At 73.6% G+C, this 13,709-nt stretch carries 13 protein-coding genes; 5 read left to right on the forward strand and 8 right to left on the reverse strand.

The window, feature by feature from the left end; translation table 11 throughout:
- Positions 1-18: 18 nt before the first annotated feature.
- Entirely contained in the window at positions 19-1,893 is a 1,875-nt protein-coding gene (locus DCS98_RS15195; protein ID WP_116452184.1) for a hydantoinase B/oxoprolinase family protein, read from the reverse strand.
- Positions 1,890-3,962, reverse strand: coding sequence for a hydantoinase/oxoprolinase family protein (locus DCS98_RS15200; RefSeq protein ID WP_116452185.1), 2,073 nt, complete (start codon positions 3,960-3,962; stop codon positions 1,890-1,892). Before DCS98_RS15200 ends, DCS98_RS15195 begins: the two co-directional genes overlap by 4 nt.
- An 86-nt stretch (positions 3,963-4,048) precedes the next feature.
- Here DCS98_RS15200 and DCS98_RS15205 point away from each other — a divergent pair, with 86 nt between their 5' ends.
- Complete coding sequence (locus DCS98_RS15205; RefSeq protein ID WP_116452186.1) at positions 4,049-4,558, forward strand: hemerythrin domain-containing protein; 510 nt, start codon at positions 4,049-4,051, stop codon at positions 4,556-4,558.
- Positions 4,559-4,622: 64 nt separating this feature from the next.
- Here DCS98_RS15205 and DCS98_RS15210 read toward each other — a convergent pair whose 3' ends face one another.
- Both DCS98_RS15210 and DCS98_RS15215 read right to left on the reverse strand, forming a co-directional pair.
- Positions 4,623-5,705: a winged helix DNA-binding domain-containing protein gene (locus DCS98_RS15210; protein ID WP_116452288.1), complete on the reverse strand. Its 1,083-nt coding sequence runs from the start codon at positions 5,703-5,705 to the stop codon at positions 4,623-4,625.
- A 39-nt stretch (positions 5,706-5,744) separates the two neighbouring features.
- Entirely contained in the window at positions 5,745-6,161 is a 417-nt protein-coding gene (locus tag DCS98_RS15215) for a MarR family winged helix-turn-helix transcriptional regulator (protein WP_206340283.1), read from the reverse strand.
- Positions 6,162-6,229: 68 nt separating this feature from the next.
- Between DCS98_RS15215 and DCS98_RS15220 the strand changes: the two genes are divergently transcribed.
- Positions 6,230-8,068: an ABC transporter ATP-binding protein gene (locus tag DCS98_RS15220; protein WP_277394620.1), complete on the forward strand. Its 1,839-nt coding sequence runs from the start codon at positions 6,230-6,232 to the stop codon at positions 8,066-8,068.
- On the opposite strand, the gene DCS98_RS15225 is transcribed toward DCS98_RS15220, so the two are convergent.
- Positions 8,017-8,481 (reverse strand): SRPBCC family protein, encoded by a 465-nt coding sequence (locus DCS98_RS15225; protein ID WP_116452187.1) that lies wholly within the window; start codon positions 8,479-8,481, stop codon positions 8,017-8,019. The two genes, DCS98_RS15220 and DCS98_RS15225, sit on opposite strands and share 52 nt — an antisense overlap.
- On the reverse strand, positions 8,478-8,888 hold the full coding sequence (locus DCS98_RS15230) for a nuclear transport factor 2 family protein (protein ID WP_116452188.1): 411 nt from the start codon (positions 8,886-8,888) through the stop codon (positions 8,478-8,480). The genes DCS98_RS15225 and DCS98_RS15230 overlap by 4 nt, the downstream gene beginning before the upstream one ends.
- A gap of 85 nt (positions 8,889-8,973) precedes the next feature.
- Here DCS98_RS15230 and DCS98_RS15235 point away from each other — a divergent pair, with 85 nt between their 5' ends.
- From DCS98_RS15235 to DCS98_RS15245, 3 genes are all read left to right on the forward strand, one after another.
- Positions 8,974-9,468 (forward strand): MarR family winged helix-turn-helix transcriptional regulator, encoded by a 495-nt coding sequence (locus DCS98_RS15235; protein ID WP_241038066.1) that lies wholly within the window; start codon positions 8,974-8,976, stop codon positions 9,466-9,468.
- Between the two features lie 61 nt (positions 9,469-9,529).
- Entirely contained in the window at positions 9,530-10,612 is a 1,083-nt protein-coding gene (locus DCS98_RS15240) for an alkene reductase (protein ID WP_116452189.1), read from the forward strand.
- Between the two features lie 148 nt (positions 10,613-10,760).
- Positions 10,761-11,657, forward strand: a complete 897-nt coding sequence (locus DCS98_RS15245) for a GGDEF domain-containing protein (RefSeq protein ID WP_116452190.1) — start codon at positions 10,761-10,763, stop codon at positions 11,655-11,657.
- A 90-nt stretch (positions 11,658-11,747) separates the two neighbouring features.
- Here the strand turns inward: DCS98_RS15245 and DCS98_RS15250 are convergent, their stop codons facing one another.
- Positions 11,748-12,410, reverse strand: a complete 663-nt coding sequence (locus tag DCS98_RS15250) for a class E sortase (RefSeq protein ID WP_241038067.1) — start codon at positions 12,408-12,410, stop codon at positions 11,748-11,750.
- A 65-nt stretch (positions 12,411-12,475) separates the two neighbouring features.
- Complete coding sequence (locus tag DCS98_RS23940) at positions 12,476-13,498, reverse strand: PKD domain-containing protein (protein ID WP_116452192.1); 1,023 nt, start codon at positions 13,496-13,498, stop codon at positions 12,476-12,478.
- Between the last annotated feature and the right edge of the window lie 211 nt (positions 13,499-13,709).

Here is a 13,709-nt window from a genome sequence, read left to right on the forward strand (position 1 = left end):
GCGTGCCGGAAGCAGTCCTCAGAGGACGTCGAACTCGTTGAAGGCAGCGCCGCCGGAGAGCGTGGCGTAGCCGGGGCCGCGGTCGAAGAACGGCTCCTCGCCGGTCCGGTTCGCCCGCAGCTCGGCCCGCAGCGCCTCGGTGGCCGCCTCGTCGGCGGTGCCGTCCTCGCGCACGACCACGCCGTAGTCCTCGCGGGCGCCCGTGACCGACACCTTGCGCCAGGCGATGTCGCGCAGCACCTCGTCGACCGGCCGGTCCAGCGGGTCACCCCAACCGCCGCCACCCGTCGTCCGGATGCGGACGACGGTGCCGGCCCTCAGCGGCTCGGCGTCGGCCAGCGCGTCGACCTCGTGCTCGTCCGGGCCGCCCGGGTCGACGGTGATCTGGAACGGCTTGCCCGCCTTGCCGCCCTTGACGCCCCAGCAGGCGAGGATCGACCGGTCGGCGATCGACATGAAGTGCGCGTCGCGCAGCACCCGGATGTGCTTCTCGTAGCCGCAGCCGCCCCGGAACCGCCCGGCACCGCCGGAGTCCATCGCGAGTCCGAGCCGCTCCACCCGCAGCGGGAAGCGGGACTCGGTGAACTCGGTCGGCAGGTTCCGGGAGTCGGGGACGACGTGGATCGTGTCCTCGCCGTCGGCGTAGTACCGGCCGCCCGAGCCGCCGCCGAGCACCTCGCGCATGAGGTAGGGCTCGCCGTCGAGGTCGGTGCCGTAGACGCCGGTGTAGCGGATCGTCTCCTGGTCGGCGGGCATGCGGCCGCCGGTGGCCTTGGCCAGGACCCCGGCCAGCACCCCGAGCAGCCGCAGGATCACGAACGTCCGGGCGTTGGTGGGCGCCGGGAAGATCGGGGTGAGCAGCGTGCCCTTCTCGGGGAAGCGCATCTCGATGAGCGGCACGACGCCCTCGTTGACGTCGAGCTGGGCCATCCGCTCGGGCGTCTCGGCGAGGTTGCGCAGGATCGGCGCCAGCCACTTCTTGAGGAAGTTGCCGTCGGCGTAGTCGCCGCAGTGGTTGATCGGGCCCTTGGCCTGCGGGCCGGTGCCGGTGAAGTCGATGACCAGCGGGGTCTCCCGGGAGGAGTCCATGGTCAGCGTGATCCGCTGGCGGTGCAGCTGCGGCTCCTCGACGCCGTCGTGCTCGGCGTAGTCCTCCCAGACGTAGGTGCCGTCCGGGATCTGCGACAGGATCTCCCGCCGGTAGACCTCGGTGGAGCTGGCCAGGATCGCGTCGAAGCAGGCCTCGACCGCGGCCACGCCGTACCGGTCGAACAGCTCGCCCAGGCGGCGCGCGCCGGCCAGGCAGGCCGAGCACTCGGCGTCGAGGTCGGCGGCCAGCGAGTCGGGCATGCGCGAGTTGCGCGTCATGATCTTCAGCGCGCTCTCGTTGGGCACGCCGCGGTCCCACAGCTTGATCGGGGGGACCATCAGGCCCTCCTCGTACACGCTGGTGGCCGCCGACGGCATCGAGCCCGGCACCGCGCCGCCGATGTCGTCGTGGTGGCCGAACGCCTGGATGAAGGCCACGACCTCGGGCTCGCCGGTCTCGACGGAGGCCGCGAAGACCGGCACGGTCACGCAGAGGTCGGGCAGGTGGCCGATGCCGCCTTCGGAGGCGTAGACGTCGTTGTGGAAGAAGACGTCACCGACGTTCATGGTCTCGATCGGGTAGTCGCGCACCACCGGGTGCACGAGCGCCGAGTACGAGCGGCCGGTGAGCTTGCGCAGCTGCCGGTCGTGGATGCCGGCGCGGAAGTCGTGGGCATCCCGGATCATCGGCGACCGCGACGTGCGGCCGATCGAGGTCTCGACCTCCTTCTCGATCGCGGCCAGCGTGCCGGCGACGATCTCGACGAGGACCGGGTCGGCGTCCACCTTCTGGGTCTCGGTCACTGGCCCGACTCCTTCGTGAGCAGCAGGTTGCCGTAGGCGTCGACGGTGGCGGCGAAGCCGGGGTGCACCGGGACGGTGGAGCCGAACTCCTCGATGATCGCCGGTCCGCTGACCACGTCGCCCGGGGCTAGGTCGGGCCGGTTGTAGGTCGGGGTGTCCACCCAGTCGTCGAAGAAGACGCGGCGCGAGCCCGAGACGGCCCGGTCCGTCCCGCCCTCGCCGGCGGGCAGCTCCACCAGGTCGGGACGGCGGATCGGCCCGATCCCGCTGACCCGGAGGTTCACCCACTCGACGGCCTGGCGCGGGTCGGTGGCGAAGTCGTAGCCGTAGAGCTGGCGGTGCGCGGCGTGGAACGCCTGGGCGACCTCCTCGGCCGCGGCGGCGTCGAGCTCCCCGTCGGCCACGGGTACGCGCACCTCGAAGGCCTGGCCGACGTAGCGCAGGTCCGCCGTCCGCTGCATGCGCTGCTGGCCGCGCTCGAACCCCTCGCCGTCCAGGGCGACCTGCGCCTGCGCCTCGAGGTCGGCGAAGACCGACCGCACGCGGGCGAGGTCGAGGTCCAGGTGCTTGGACACCAGGGTCTGCACGTAGTCGTTGCGGACGTCGACGGTGAGCAGGCCGAACGCGCTCACGTTGCCCGGGTTCGGCGGCACCAGCGTGCGCGGCAGGTTGAGGATGTCCATGAGCCGGCAGGCCAGCAGGGAGCCCGAGCCGCCGAACGTGGTGAGCGTGAAGTCCCGGACGTCGAGGCCCTTGGCGACCGTGACCTGCCGCAGCGCGTTGGCCTGGTTCCACGCGGAGATCTCCAGGATCCCGGTGGCCGTGCGCTCGAGGTCCATGTCGAGCTTCGCGCCGAGCTGCTGCAGCCCGTCGCGGGCGGCGTCGGCCGACAACGGGATCTCACCGCCCAGCAGGTGGGGAGGGATCCGGCCGAGGACGACGTGCGCGTCGGTGACGGTGGGCTGGTCGCCGCCGTTCGGGTAGCAGATCGGGCCGGGGTCGGCGCCGGCCGACTTCGGCCCGACCTTGAGCGTGCCCTCGGGGGACAGCCAGGCGATCGAGCCGCCGCCCGCGCCGACGGTGACGACGTCGATCATCGGGATCTTCGACGGGTAGTCGCCGACCGAGCCCTCGGTGGTCAGGGCGGGCTCGCCGTCGATGACCACGGTGACGTCGGTGGAGGTCCCCCCGCCGTCGCAGGTGAGCACCCGGTCGAAGCCCGCCGTCCCGGCGATGAGCGCGGCACCGAGCGCCCCGGCCGCGGGACCGGACAGCATCGTGGTGATCGGCTGGTGCACGACCTCGCCGGCGGAGAGGACGCCGCCGTTGCTCTTCATCACGTAGAACGGCACGCCGGGCGCGATCTCGTCGAGCCGGGTGCGGATGTTGGTGACGTAGGCGCCGACCTTGGGCTTCACGGCGGCGTCGACCAGGGTGGTCACCGAGCGCTCGTACTCGCGGTACTCGCGCAGCACCTCGGAGCTGATGCTCACGACGGAGCCGGGGTGCTCCTCGCGGATGACCTCGAGCATGCGGCGCTCGTGCGCGTCGTTCGCGTAGGCGTGCAGGAAGCAGACGCCGATCGTGGTGATGCCGGCGTCCCGGAAGAAGCGGGCGGCCGCGCGGGCGTCGTCCTCGTCGAACGGCCGGACCTCGGCGCCGGTGTGGTCCAGCCGCCCGCGCACGGTGCGGACGAGGTCGGCGGGCACGATCCGCGGCGGCTTGACCCAGAAGTAGCTGTTGCCGTAGCCGTCGGGCACCGACTGCCGGGCGATCTCCAGGACCGACTCGTAGCCCTCGGTGGTGATGAAGCCGATCCGGTCCAGCTTGCCCTCGAGCAGCTGGTTGGTGGCCACCGTCGTCCCGTGGCTGACCGCGGTGATGGACGACCCGTCGAGGTCCATCAGGTCGAGGACCTTGCGGACGCCGTTGAGGAAGCCCTCCGCCGGGTCGGCCGGGGTGGACGGCGTCTTGGTGGTCGTCGTCCGGCCGGTCTCCTCGTCCACCGCGACGACGTCGGTGAACGTCCCGCCGGTGTCGATGCCGATGCGGACCCGGCGCTCGCTCATGCCAGAAACCTTAGCGGTGAGATATCGCTCCGGGAAGCCCCGGAGCCGACCTGCGGGGACCCGCGGGCAGGGCGAGGCTGGCGAGCATGGACATCACCGAGGTCATCCTCCACCAGCACGCCGAGCAGCGGCGGATGTTCGCCGTCCTCGACGAGCTCCCCCGAGACGACACCGAGGCCCTCGGTGCGGTGTGGGCGCGGCTCGCGGCCTTCCTCGAGGTGCACGCGGAGGGAGAGGAGAAGTACTTCTACCCGCGGCTGCTGGAGCTGGGGAAGGGCAACCCCGACGGGGACGTCGACGACGAGGTCGAGGACGCGGTCAAGGACCACAACGAGATCCGCGATGCCGTGAAGGCGACGGAGGGCAAGGAGGTCGGCTCGCCGGAGTGGTGGACGGCGGTGTGGGACGCCCGCAAGGCCAACGACGACCACATGGCCGAGGAGGAACGCGAGGACCTGCTCGACTTCCGCCACCACGCGGACCTGCAGACCCGCCACGACATCGCGGTCCAGTTCCTGGTCTACGAGGCGAAGCACCACGCGGGCATCCCGATCCGGGACAAGGACCCGGCGGAGTACGTGGCCGAGAACGGTTGAGCCGGCGCGGCCGCCCCGAGAGCCGCCGATCGTGGGGGCACGGGATCGGTCACCGGCGGACCGCTCACTCCGGGAAGTGGACGCCCTTCAGCGACAGGCCCCGGAACGCGGCAAGCCGCTCGGCCTGCTCGGTGATGCCGCGACGGTCCGCGGCGCCGTCCCAGAGCCCGACCTCGACGGCGACCGACGCGCCGCTCTTCCGCGCGCGCCAGGTGCCGACGACCTCGCCGTCCACCAGCACGCCGCCGGGCCGGCCGAGGGTCCGCCACAGGTCCTTGGCGCGGACGGGATCGGGGACCAGCAGCGAGCGGTCGCGCGCCTGCAGGTGCAGGTCGAACGGGGCGAGCAGCAGCGTTCCGCGCGGCGGGTCGCCCAGGCGGTCGAGGTCCTCCTCGAGGAGCCAGCGGCGCTCGCCGTCGACGTCCACCTCGACCGCGTCCCCGGGCCGGCGCGCCTGCACGTCCTTGACCGTGGCGTCCAGGTAGTCGGCCACGAGCTTCGGCGTCGCCGGGCCGAGCAGGCGGAGGTAGGCCCGGACGACGTCCAGGCGCACGGGCACCGCGGACGCCGGCGCGAAACCCGGGATCGGCCGGAGGACCGGCGGTGACGTGCCGGGCACGAGCTCCAGGCCGGCGCGCAGGGCGGCGAGCCGGAAGGGCTGCTCGTAGGTGTGCGTCGCGTCGCAGGGCACGCAGGAGCGCATATAGGGCTCGTCGAGGACGGCGGTCAGCCGCGACGACATCTCGCCCTTGACCATCGGCCCGGTGACGATCGAGCGCATCGCGCCGGCGACGGTGTCCAGCGCGGCCAGGTTCGGGATGCCGGCGGCCTTCAGCGGCCGGCTCGCGTCGAAGATCCGCTTGCCGGCGTCCGCGTCGGAGAAGGGGGCCGTGGCCGCTGCCACGCCGGGGAGGTCGGTGCGCCGGTAGACGTGCGGCGCGCCGCGGATCGTCCACACGGTGGCCAGCTCCGCCTCGGGCGGGGACTCGACGCCCCGCAGGGCGAGCGCCCACCGCGCGCCGTCCGGGCCGGTGTCCTGGACGCCGATGTCGAGGACGGCCGTGTCGTCGAGCGACCCGGTGTCCCGGCCCAGCTGCTGCGCCCGCAGCCGCAGCCCGAGCACCCCCCGCCTGGTCACCGTCCGCACGGCGGTCACGCTAGCGCCGGTCCGCACCCGAACCTGTCCTCAATCGGCGAGGGTGCGCAGGATCCGGGCGAGGGCGTCGCGGTCGGCGGGGGAGAGGCGGGCGAAGAGCTCGGAGGAGTCGGCCGCCCGTGCCGCGTCGATCTCCCCGCGCACCTGCCGCCCCTCGTCGGTCGGCCGGAGGAGCACCGCCCGGCGGTCACCCGGGTCGGGCGTCCGCTCGACCAGCCCGCGCTCCTGCAGGCCGTCGGCCACCTCGGTCGCCGACCGGGGGGCGATGCGCAGGGCCTCGGCCAGGTCGGACAGCCGGACTCCGGCCCGCTCGGAGACGACCTTCAGGGCGCGGGCCTGGTGCGGGGAGAGGTCCCAGGGGGCGAGCGCCTCGCGCCAGCGGCGGCGCTGCGCGCGGAAGACCCGCATGAGCAGCTCGCCGAGCTCGCCGGTCCCCTCGTCGCCCACGGCGGAATGGTAGCGCTCGTACTGCGGTTACCACACCGTGAGGTAACCTCAGCATCTGAGACCAGGAGGTGGTCGGCATCGACGAGATGACGAAGGGCGGCGGTCGCGGCGGCCGTCGGCCCGACCCGGCCGACACGGCGCAGCTCGAGCGCTCGCCCGTGCGGTGGAGCCGCGTCGCCGGGCTGTTCGGCCCGTTCCGGTGGCAGCTGGCGGTCGTGGTGGCGCTGATCGTGGCGTCCTCCCTGGTCGCCCTGGCCACCCCGTTCCTGATCCGCCTCGTCATCGACGAGGCCATCCCCGCACAGGACGTGCCGCTCCTGCTGTGGGCCGTCGGCGGCATGCTCGCCGTCACCGTGGTCACCGCCGTCCTCGGCGTCGTCCAGACCTGGCTCTCGACCACCGTCGGCCAGCGGGTGATGCACGGCCTGCGGACGGCGGTCTTCGCGCACCTGCAGCGCCAGTCGCTCGGCTTCTTCACCCGCACCAAGGGTGGCGAGGTGCAGTCGCGCCTGACCAACGACATCGGCGGCATGCAGTCGGTGGTCACCTCGACCGCGACGTCGTTCGCCTCCAGCGCCACCACCGTCGTCGGGACCGCCGTGGCGATGGTCGCCCTGAGCTGGCGGCTGTCCCTGCTCTCGCTGATCGTGCTGCCGCCGGCGATCTGGCTGACCCGCCGGGTGGCCCGCATGCGCCGGACCATCACCGCCCAGCGGCAGCGCTCCCTCGCGGACATGCACTCGCAGGTCGAGGAGGGGCTCTCCATCAGCGGGGTGCTGCTCGGCAAGACCCTCGGCGCCGGCCCTGCCCAGTCGCAGCGGTTCGCCACCACCTCCGACGACCTCGTGGCCCTCGAGGTGCGCTCCCAGCTGGCCGGCCGCTGGCGCATGGCGACGATGAGCGTCGTCTTCGCCGGCATCCCGGCGCTGATCTACCTCGCGGCGGGACTGCCCGCGACGTCCGGCGGCATGACGATCGGCACCCTGGTCGCCTTCACCACGCTGCAGGGCGCGCTGTTCCGCCCGCTGATGCAGCTGCTCGACATCGGGGTCTCGCTCACCGCGTCGATGGCGCTGTTCAGCCGGGTGTTCGAGTACCTCGACCTGCCGGTCGACATCGACGACCCCGCCGACCCCGTGCCCGTCGACCCGACGGCCGTGCGCGGCGAGGTGCGCTTCGAGCGCCTGGGCTTCACCTATCCCGACGGCGTCCGCCCGGCGCTCGCCGGCGTCGACCTGGCGGTGCCGGCGGGGACGACGCTCGCGCTGGTCGGGGAGACCGGATCGGGCAAGACCACGCTGGCCTCGCTGGTGGCGCGGCTGGCCGACCCGACCGCCGGGCGGGTGCTCATCGACGGCGTCGACGTCCGGGACATGGCCCTGGCCGACCTGGCGCGGGTCGTCGGCGTCGTCTCGCAGGAGACCTACCTGCTGCACGGGACGATCCGCGAGAACCTGCGGCACGCGCGGCCGGGCGCCACCGACGCCGAGATGGAGGACGCCGCCCGCCGCGCCCAGGTGCACGACGTCATCACGGCGCTGCCGGCCGGCTACGACACCGTCGTCGGCGCCCGCGGACACCGCTTCTCCGGCGGGGAGAAGCAGCGGCTCGCGATCGCTCGCACCCTGCTCCGGGATCCGCGGGTGCTGGTCCTCGACGAGGCGACCAGCGCCCTGGACAACGAGACGGAGCGGGCGGTGCAGGCCGCGCTCGACGAGGCGGCCCGCGGGCGGACGACGATCACGATCGCCCACCGCCTCTCGACGGTGCGCGACGCCGACCTGATCGCCGTCCTCGACGCCGGCCGCGTCGTCGAGCAGGGCTCGCACGACGAGCTGCTGGCCCGTCGCGGGCGCTACGCCCGGCTGGTCGGTTCCGCCGAGCGCGCGGTCGAGCTCGTCGCCTGAGCCAGGGCGGCGGCCTCGCGGGCCAGCCGCTGCCGGTTCATCCGGGCGAGCACCGGGTTGAGCACCGCGCGCAGCCCGGTCATCCGGACGTCCACCTCCAGGACGACGGTGCAGCCGCCGTCGGGCTCCGGGACGACGGTGCGCCGCCCCTCGACCACGAGGGTGGAGGTGCCGCCCGCGAACGACGCCGTCAGCTCGTCGGCGTCGGTGATGGTCGTCGGCGTGACGTACGTGCGGCCGCCGGTCCGCAGCTCCTCGGTGATCCGCTGACCCACCCGTGCCCGTCCGGGCGGGTCGGCGACCATCGCGACCACCGTCGGGCGCCACTCGGCGTCCCGCGACCAGTCGAGCACCAGCCCGGCGACCTCGGTCGCGGTTCCGGGGAGCCGCACGCGCTGCACGTCCCGGCTCACGACGCCACCTCTTGCGGCGCCTGCTCGCCCCAGAACTCGTCGACGGCGTACTGGTCGCGGCTGTGCAGCCAGGACTCCGCGATCCGGCCGTCCCGGAGGCGGGCGACGTGGGCCAGGTTGTTCTCCAGCGGGTGCGCACGGTCCGGTCGCGTGGCGGTGTAGGTGCACAGGGCCACGCCCCACTCGCCGTCGTCGAGGACCCGGTGGACCGTGAGGTCCAGGGTCCCGCCGGTCACCTCGGCGGCGTGGGCGACGAAGCCGACGACGGCGTCGCGGCCGGTGTAGGTGCCGGTGTTCGAGCTCCGGCCGGGCACGTGCAGCACCGAGTCCTCGGTGAGGTTCTGCGCAGCGGTGACCAGGTCGCCCGCGGCTAGCGCGTCGTACCAGGCGGTGAGGGGTGAGGTCATCCGGTCCTCCAGAGGGTGGTCCCCCGCTACTCGTTTCGACGTCGAAATGATGGACCCGGAGATATTTCGATGTCAAACTCTTCCCGTGCCCGACGGCGACGCGGTGGAGCAGATGGTGGACCAGTGGCGACGGGAACGTCCCGACGTGGATCCGTCGTCCATGGCCGTCTTCGCCCGGTTGACCCGGGCGCACCTGGCCGCCACCCGGGCGATCGAGGCCACCCTCGGCGCCCACGGCCTCAACCGCGGGGAGTTCGACCTGCTCGCGTCCCTGCGCCGCTCGTCGGCCCCCTACCGCCTCTCCCCGGGCGACCTGGCGCGGGCGATGGTGCTCTCCCCCGCGGCGACGACCAACCGGCTGCAGCGCCTGGAGGAGCGGGGCCTCGTCGTGCGCCGGCCGGACCCTGCCGACGGGCGGTTCGGCGTCGTCGAGCTCACCGGGGCGGGGCGGGCCGTGGTGGACGCGGCGGTGACCGACCACGTGGCCACGCTCGACCGGCTCCTGGGCGGTCTCCGCGGCGCCGACCGCGAGGCGTTCACCGGGCTGCTGGCTGCCGTCGAGCGCAACGCCGGGGAGTGACGATCGCCGCATCCGGGCCCGTTCCGGAATCGCCGGCTCCGGAGCCCGGGTTGCCCCGGGCATGGACCTCTTCACGCCCGTCCGCCTCGGCGACCTCGAGCTGGCCAACCGCGTCGTCATGGCGCCGCTCACCCGGCTGCGGTCGGGCCGGGCCGGCGTGCCGGGGGACCTCGTCGTCGAGCACTACGCGCAGCGGGCCGGCGTCGGCCTGATCATCACCGAGGGCGTGTTCCCGGACGGCGAGTCGCGGTCCTACGCGGGGCAGCCCGGCATCGTCACCGACGAGCAGGTGGAGGGCTGGCGCCGGGTGGCCGACGCCGTGCACGCGCGCGGTGGCCGGATCGTCATGCAGGTGATGCACGGGGGCCGGGTGTCCCACCCCGAGCTGACCGGCACCCGCGTCGTGGGCCCGAGCGCGATCGCGATCCGGGGCGAGGTGCACGTGGGCGGCGGCCGCAAGGAGCCCTTCCCGGTGCCGCACGCCCTGACGACGGCGGAGGTCGAGCGGACCCGCGACGACATCGTGGCCGCCTCCGAGCGCGCCGTCGCCGCCGGCCTGGACGGCGTGGAGCTGCACAGCGCCAACGGCTACCTGCTGCACGAGTTCCTCTCGCCGGCGGCCAACCAGCGCACCGACCGCTACGGCGGCTCCCCGGAGAACCGCGCCCGCCTCGGCGTCGAGGTCGCCACCGCCGTCGCGGCGGCGATCGGCGCCGGCCGGGTCGGCATCCGCATCTCCCCCGAGCACAACATCCAGGACGCCCTCGAGACCGACCCCGACGACCTGCGCGCCACCTACGGCGCCCTGCTCGACGGTCTGCGCCCCCTCGGCCTGGCCTACCTCAGCGTGCTGCACCGGGAGCCGGGCGGCGAGCTCGTCCAGGACCTGCGCCGGCGCTTCGGCGGCCCGCTGATCGCCAACAGCGGCTTCGGCACGGTGACCACCCGCGACGAGGCCGTGCGGCTCATCGAGGACGCGCACGCCGAGGCGGTGGCCGTCGGTCGCCCGGTCCTGGCCAACCCCGACCTGGTCGAGCGCTGGGCCGGCGAGCACCCGGAGAACCAGCCCGACCCCGCGACCTTCTACGCCTCGGGGCCGATCGGTTACGTCGACTACCCGACGCTCGCGGGAAGCCGCAGTTGACCCGTACCTCCGGTAACACTTGCGGCCTCCTGCGTGTATGACCGCAGAATCGTCGGTGGGGGGACACGTGGGACGCGGCGCCGAGCCGTCCGGTCCACACGCCGGCGGGACGACGACGTGGACCGATCCGAGGGCGGGAGGTGTCCGGATGACCGCGCAGCCCGAGGTGGCACAGCTGCCGGACCAGCTCCTCCGTGACTTCGTCGACGCCAGTGACGCCCTGCTCTGCATCGTCGACGGCGACGGCCGGATCCTCATGACCAACCCCGCGCTGCAGCGGTTCACCGGGCGCACCGCCGAGGAGATGTCCGGGGTGCCGTTCTGGGACGTCTACGTCGTCCCCGAGCACGTGGCGCTCGCGCAGGACGCCGTGGCGCGGGCGATGGAGACCGGGGTCGCCTACCCGCAGGAGGGCGACTGGCTCACCGGGAGCGGCGAGCGGCGACGCGTCGCGATGCGCAACACCGTCCTGCGCGACGACCAGGGCCGCCCCTACGCGGTGGGCTGCGTGGGCCTCGACGTCACCGACGACCGGCGGCGCGAGGCGGCGCTGCACCTGCGCGCCCAGACCGACCTGCTGACCGGGATCGCCAACCGGGGCGCCCTGTTCGACGCGCTCCGGGCCCGGGTCGGTGACGGTCCGGGCTGCGCGCTGCTGTTCTGCGACCTCGACCAGTTCAAGGTCGTGAACGACCGCCACGGCCACGCCGTCGGGGACACGCTGCTGGCGGAGGTGGCCGGGCGCCTGGCCGAGGTGGCCGGTCCCGGCGACCTCGTGGCGCGCTTCGGCGGCGACGAGTTCGTCATCCTGTGCAGCGGGCGTCCGGAGGAGGAGCTGACCGCGCTGGCCGCACGGGTGCACGACGCCGTCGGTGTGCCGTTCGCCGGGCCGCAGGGCCCGCTGTCGATCGGCGTGAGCGTCGGGATCGCCGTCGGCCGCCCGGGCGACGACGCGGACGAGCTGATCAGCCGCGCCGACCGTGCGATGTACGGGGCGAAGACCCACCCGCACCGGCACGGCGGACGGGACCGCCGCGCCGACTGAGGCGCGCACCCGCGACTCGACCGCGCGCCGCCCACTCGAACACGCGGCACACCGCGTGCCCGGGTGCCGAACGGCGTGGTCGAGGCCGGGTCAGACCTCGCGGAGCGCCGGCGGCCCGGACGGTGCGTCGGCCTTGCTGAGGGCGCTGCGCAGCTCGGCGTGCACGACCAGCCGCTCCCGGTTGGAGAACTTCGGGTTGCACGTGGTCATCGTCAGGAAGGCGCCCCGTGGCTCGGCGTCCATCGGCCCGCCGGGCACGGGGGCCACGACCGAGACGTCGCTGGGGTGCACGACCTCCGCGCCGGTCACCCGGTAGGTGAACCAGCTGTCGGCCGTCTCCACGAGCACCGCGTCCCCGGGCCGGAGCCGGTCGAGGTCGAGGAAGGGGCTGCCCAGCCCGACGCGGTGCCCGGCCATGGCGAAGTTCCCGGGCTCACCGGGCATGGCCGAGTGCACGTAGTGCCCCGGCCCGTCGGCCAGCTCCTCCGGGTCGGTGCCCTCGACGACCGCGCGCGGCTCCCAGCCGGGGCCGAACGAGGGGATGTGCAGGAAGGCGAACGCCTCGCCGAACTCCGGCTGCTCCAGCGGCGGCACCGGCGCCGTCCAGTCGTGGCGGAGGTCGTCGGCGATCCGCTCCTGCTCCCGGTCGGAGGCCCAGTCGGTCACCCACACCTGGTACGCCACGAACAGCAGGACGACGACGCCCGCGGCCAGGACGGCGTGCGACAGCACGCTGACCAGCTTGCGGACCACGGCGTCCTCCTCGGTGGTGGTGCCGCGCCCCGCCCGCCGGGGGAGGCGGGCGGGGCGCGGACGGATCAGGCGGTGCGGTTGCGGCGGCGGCTCAGCGCCACGCCGGTCCCACCGCCGACCAGCGCCAGACCGCCGACGGCCGCGAGGCCGATGACGCCGGCACCGGTGTTGGGCAGCCATTCGTCCTGCACCGTCTCCGCGGGCAGGGCCACGGTGACGACCCACGGCGCGGAGGTGCCGGTCAGACCGCCCGGGTCGGTCACCGTGAGCGTCACGCTGTAGGAGCCGGTCGAGGCGAAGGTGTGCGTCGGGTTCGCCTCGGTGGAGGTGGTGCCGTCACCGAAGTCCCACGCGTAGGTCAGCGTGTCGCCGTCCGGGTCGCTCGACTGGTCCACGAAGGCGTAGGTCCGGTACTTGTTGTCGCCGGCGTCGTTGACGGTGAAGGCCGCCGTCGGCGCCTGGTTCGCGTAGTCGAACTCGAAGACGTTGCAGCCGAAGGTGATCGAGTCGATGGTCACGTCGGCGACCACGCCCGACCCGAGGCTGTAGCCGAACTGCTGGATGACGGCGTCCGGGTACTCGGCCGACCACTTCTGCAGCGGGGCCGACGCGGGGTAGCCGTTGCCGGCCGGGACGCCGGGGGCCGCGGTGTTCGACCACCAGTTGCCGCCGTACAGCCCGTCCTCGTTGACGAGGTACTGGGCCGGGCGCGGACCGGCGCCGTCGAGGTCGACCTTCAGGTTGTAGCCCGCCTTGGGGGAGCCGCTGTTCAGCGTCTGCGCCAGCCCGTAGTTCGAGGCCGCGGTCTGCGAGGAGAGCAGGACGTCGACGTCGTAGTAGGCGGCCGCCTTGGACTGCGAGTTGTTCGGCGGCGAGGGGGTGGTGACGACGTGCAGGCCGCCCTCGACGACCGTGTTCGAGCCGGCGGAGCGGGTCTGCGACTGGTCCCAGTCCTCGAAGGCGAACTGGTCGACCGTCGTCGTGCCGCAGGCTCCGGCCGACGCGACCCCCGGCACGGCGACCGAGAGGAGGACCGTGCCGCCGGTGGCCAGGGCGCCGGCGAGCAGGGCAGAGGTCGTGCGCTTCATGCGGTTCTCTCTTCGTCAGAGGGAATCGCTCCGGACCGGCGTCCTCGTCGACGTCGGTCCGGTAGTCACCAGGCCCCGCGGGGAGGAGGACTACGCAGGGGTCTCGCCCCTGTGAGCCCGCCGAGCGTTGACTCTGCGTGGTCGGGAACACAGGGCTTTCCCCTGAACGACTGACCTCCCGAAGGGTCAGAGAGCACTCCTCCATGACGCT

Origin of the sequence: Blastococcus litoris, from assembly GCF_003075095.1 — a bacterium.
In the GTDB taxonomy this organism is placed as follows: Bacteria; Actinomycetota; Actinomycetes; order Mycobacteriales; family Geodermatophilaceae; genus Blastococcus_B; species Blastococcus_B litoris.

Excerpts from the sequence above, each read along its gene's own strand:
- DCS98_RS15200 (WP_116452185.1), bottom strand. The coding sequence starts at position 3,962 with ATGAGCGAGCGCCGGGTCCGCATCGGCATCGACACCGGCGGGACGTTC.
- DCS98_RS15205 (WP_116452186.1), top strand. The coding sequence starts at position 4,049 with ATGGACATCACCGAGGTCATCCTCCACCAGCACGCCGAGCAGCGGCGG.
- DCS98_RS15230 (WP_116452188.1), bottom strand. The coding sequence starts at position 8,888 with ATGACCTCACCCCTCACCGCCTGGTACGACGCGCTAGCCGCGGGCGAC.
- DCS98_RS15240 (WP_116452189.1), top strand. The coding sequence starts at position 9,530 with ATGGACCTCTTCACGCCCGTCCGCCTCGGCGACCTCGAGCTGGCCAAC.
- DCS98_RS15245 (WP_116452190.1), top strand. The coding sequence starts at position 10,761 with ATGACCGCGCAGCCCGAGGTGGCACAGCTGCCGGACCAGCTCCTCCGT.
- DCS98_RS23940 (WP_116452192.1), bottom strand. The coding sequence starts at position 13,498 with ATGAAGCGCACGACCTCTGCCCTGCTCGCCGGCGCCCTGGCCACCGGC.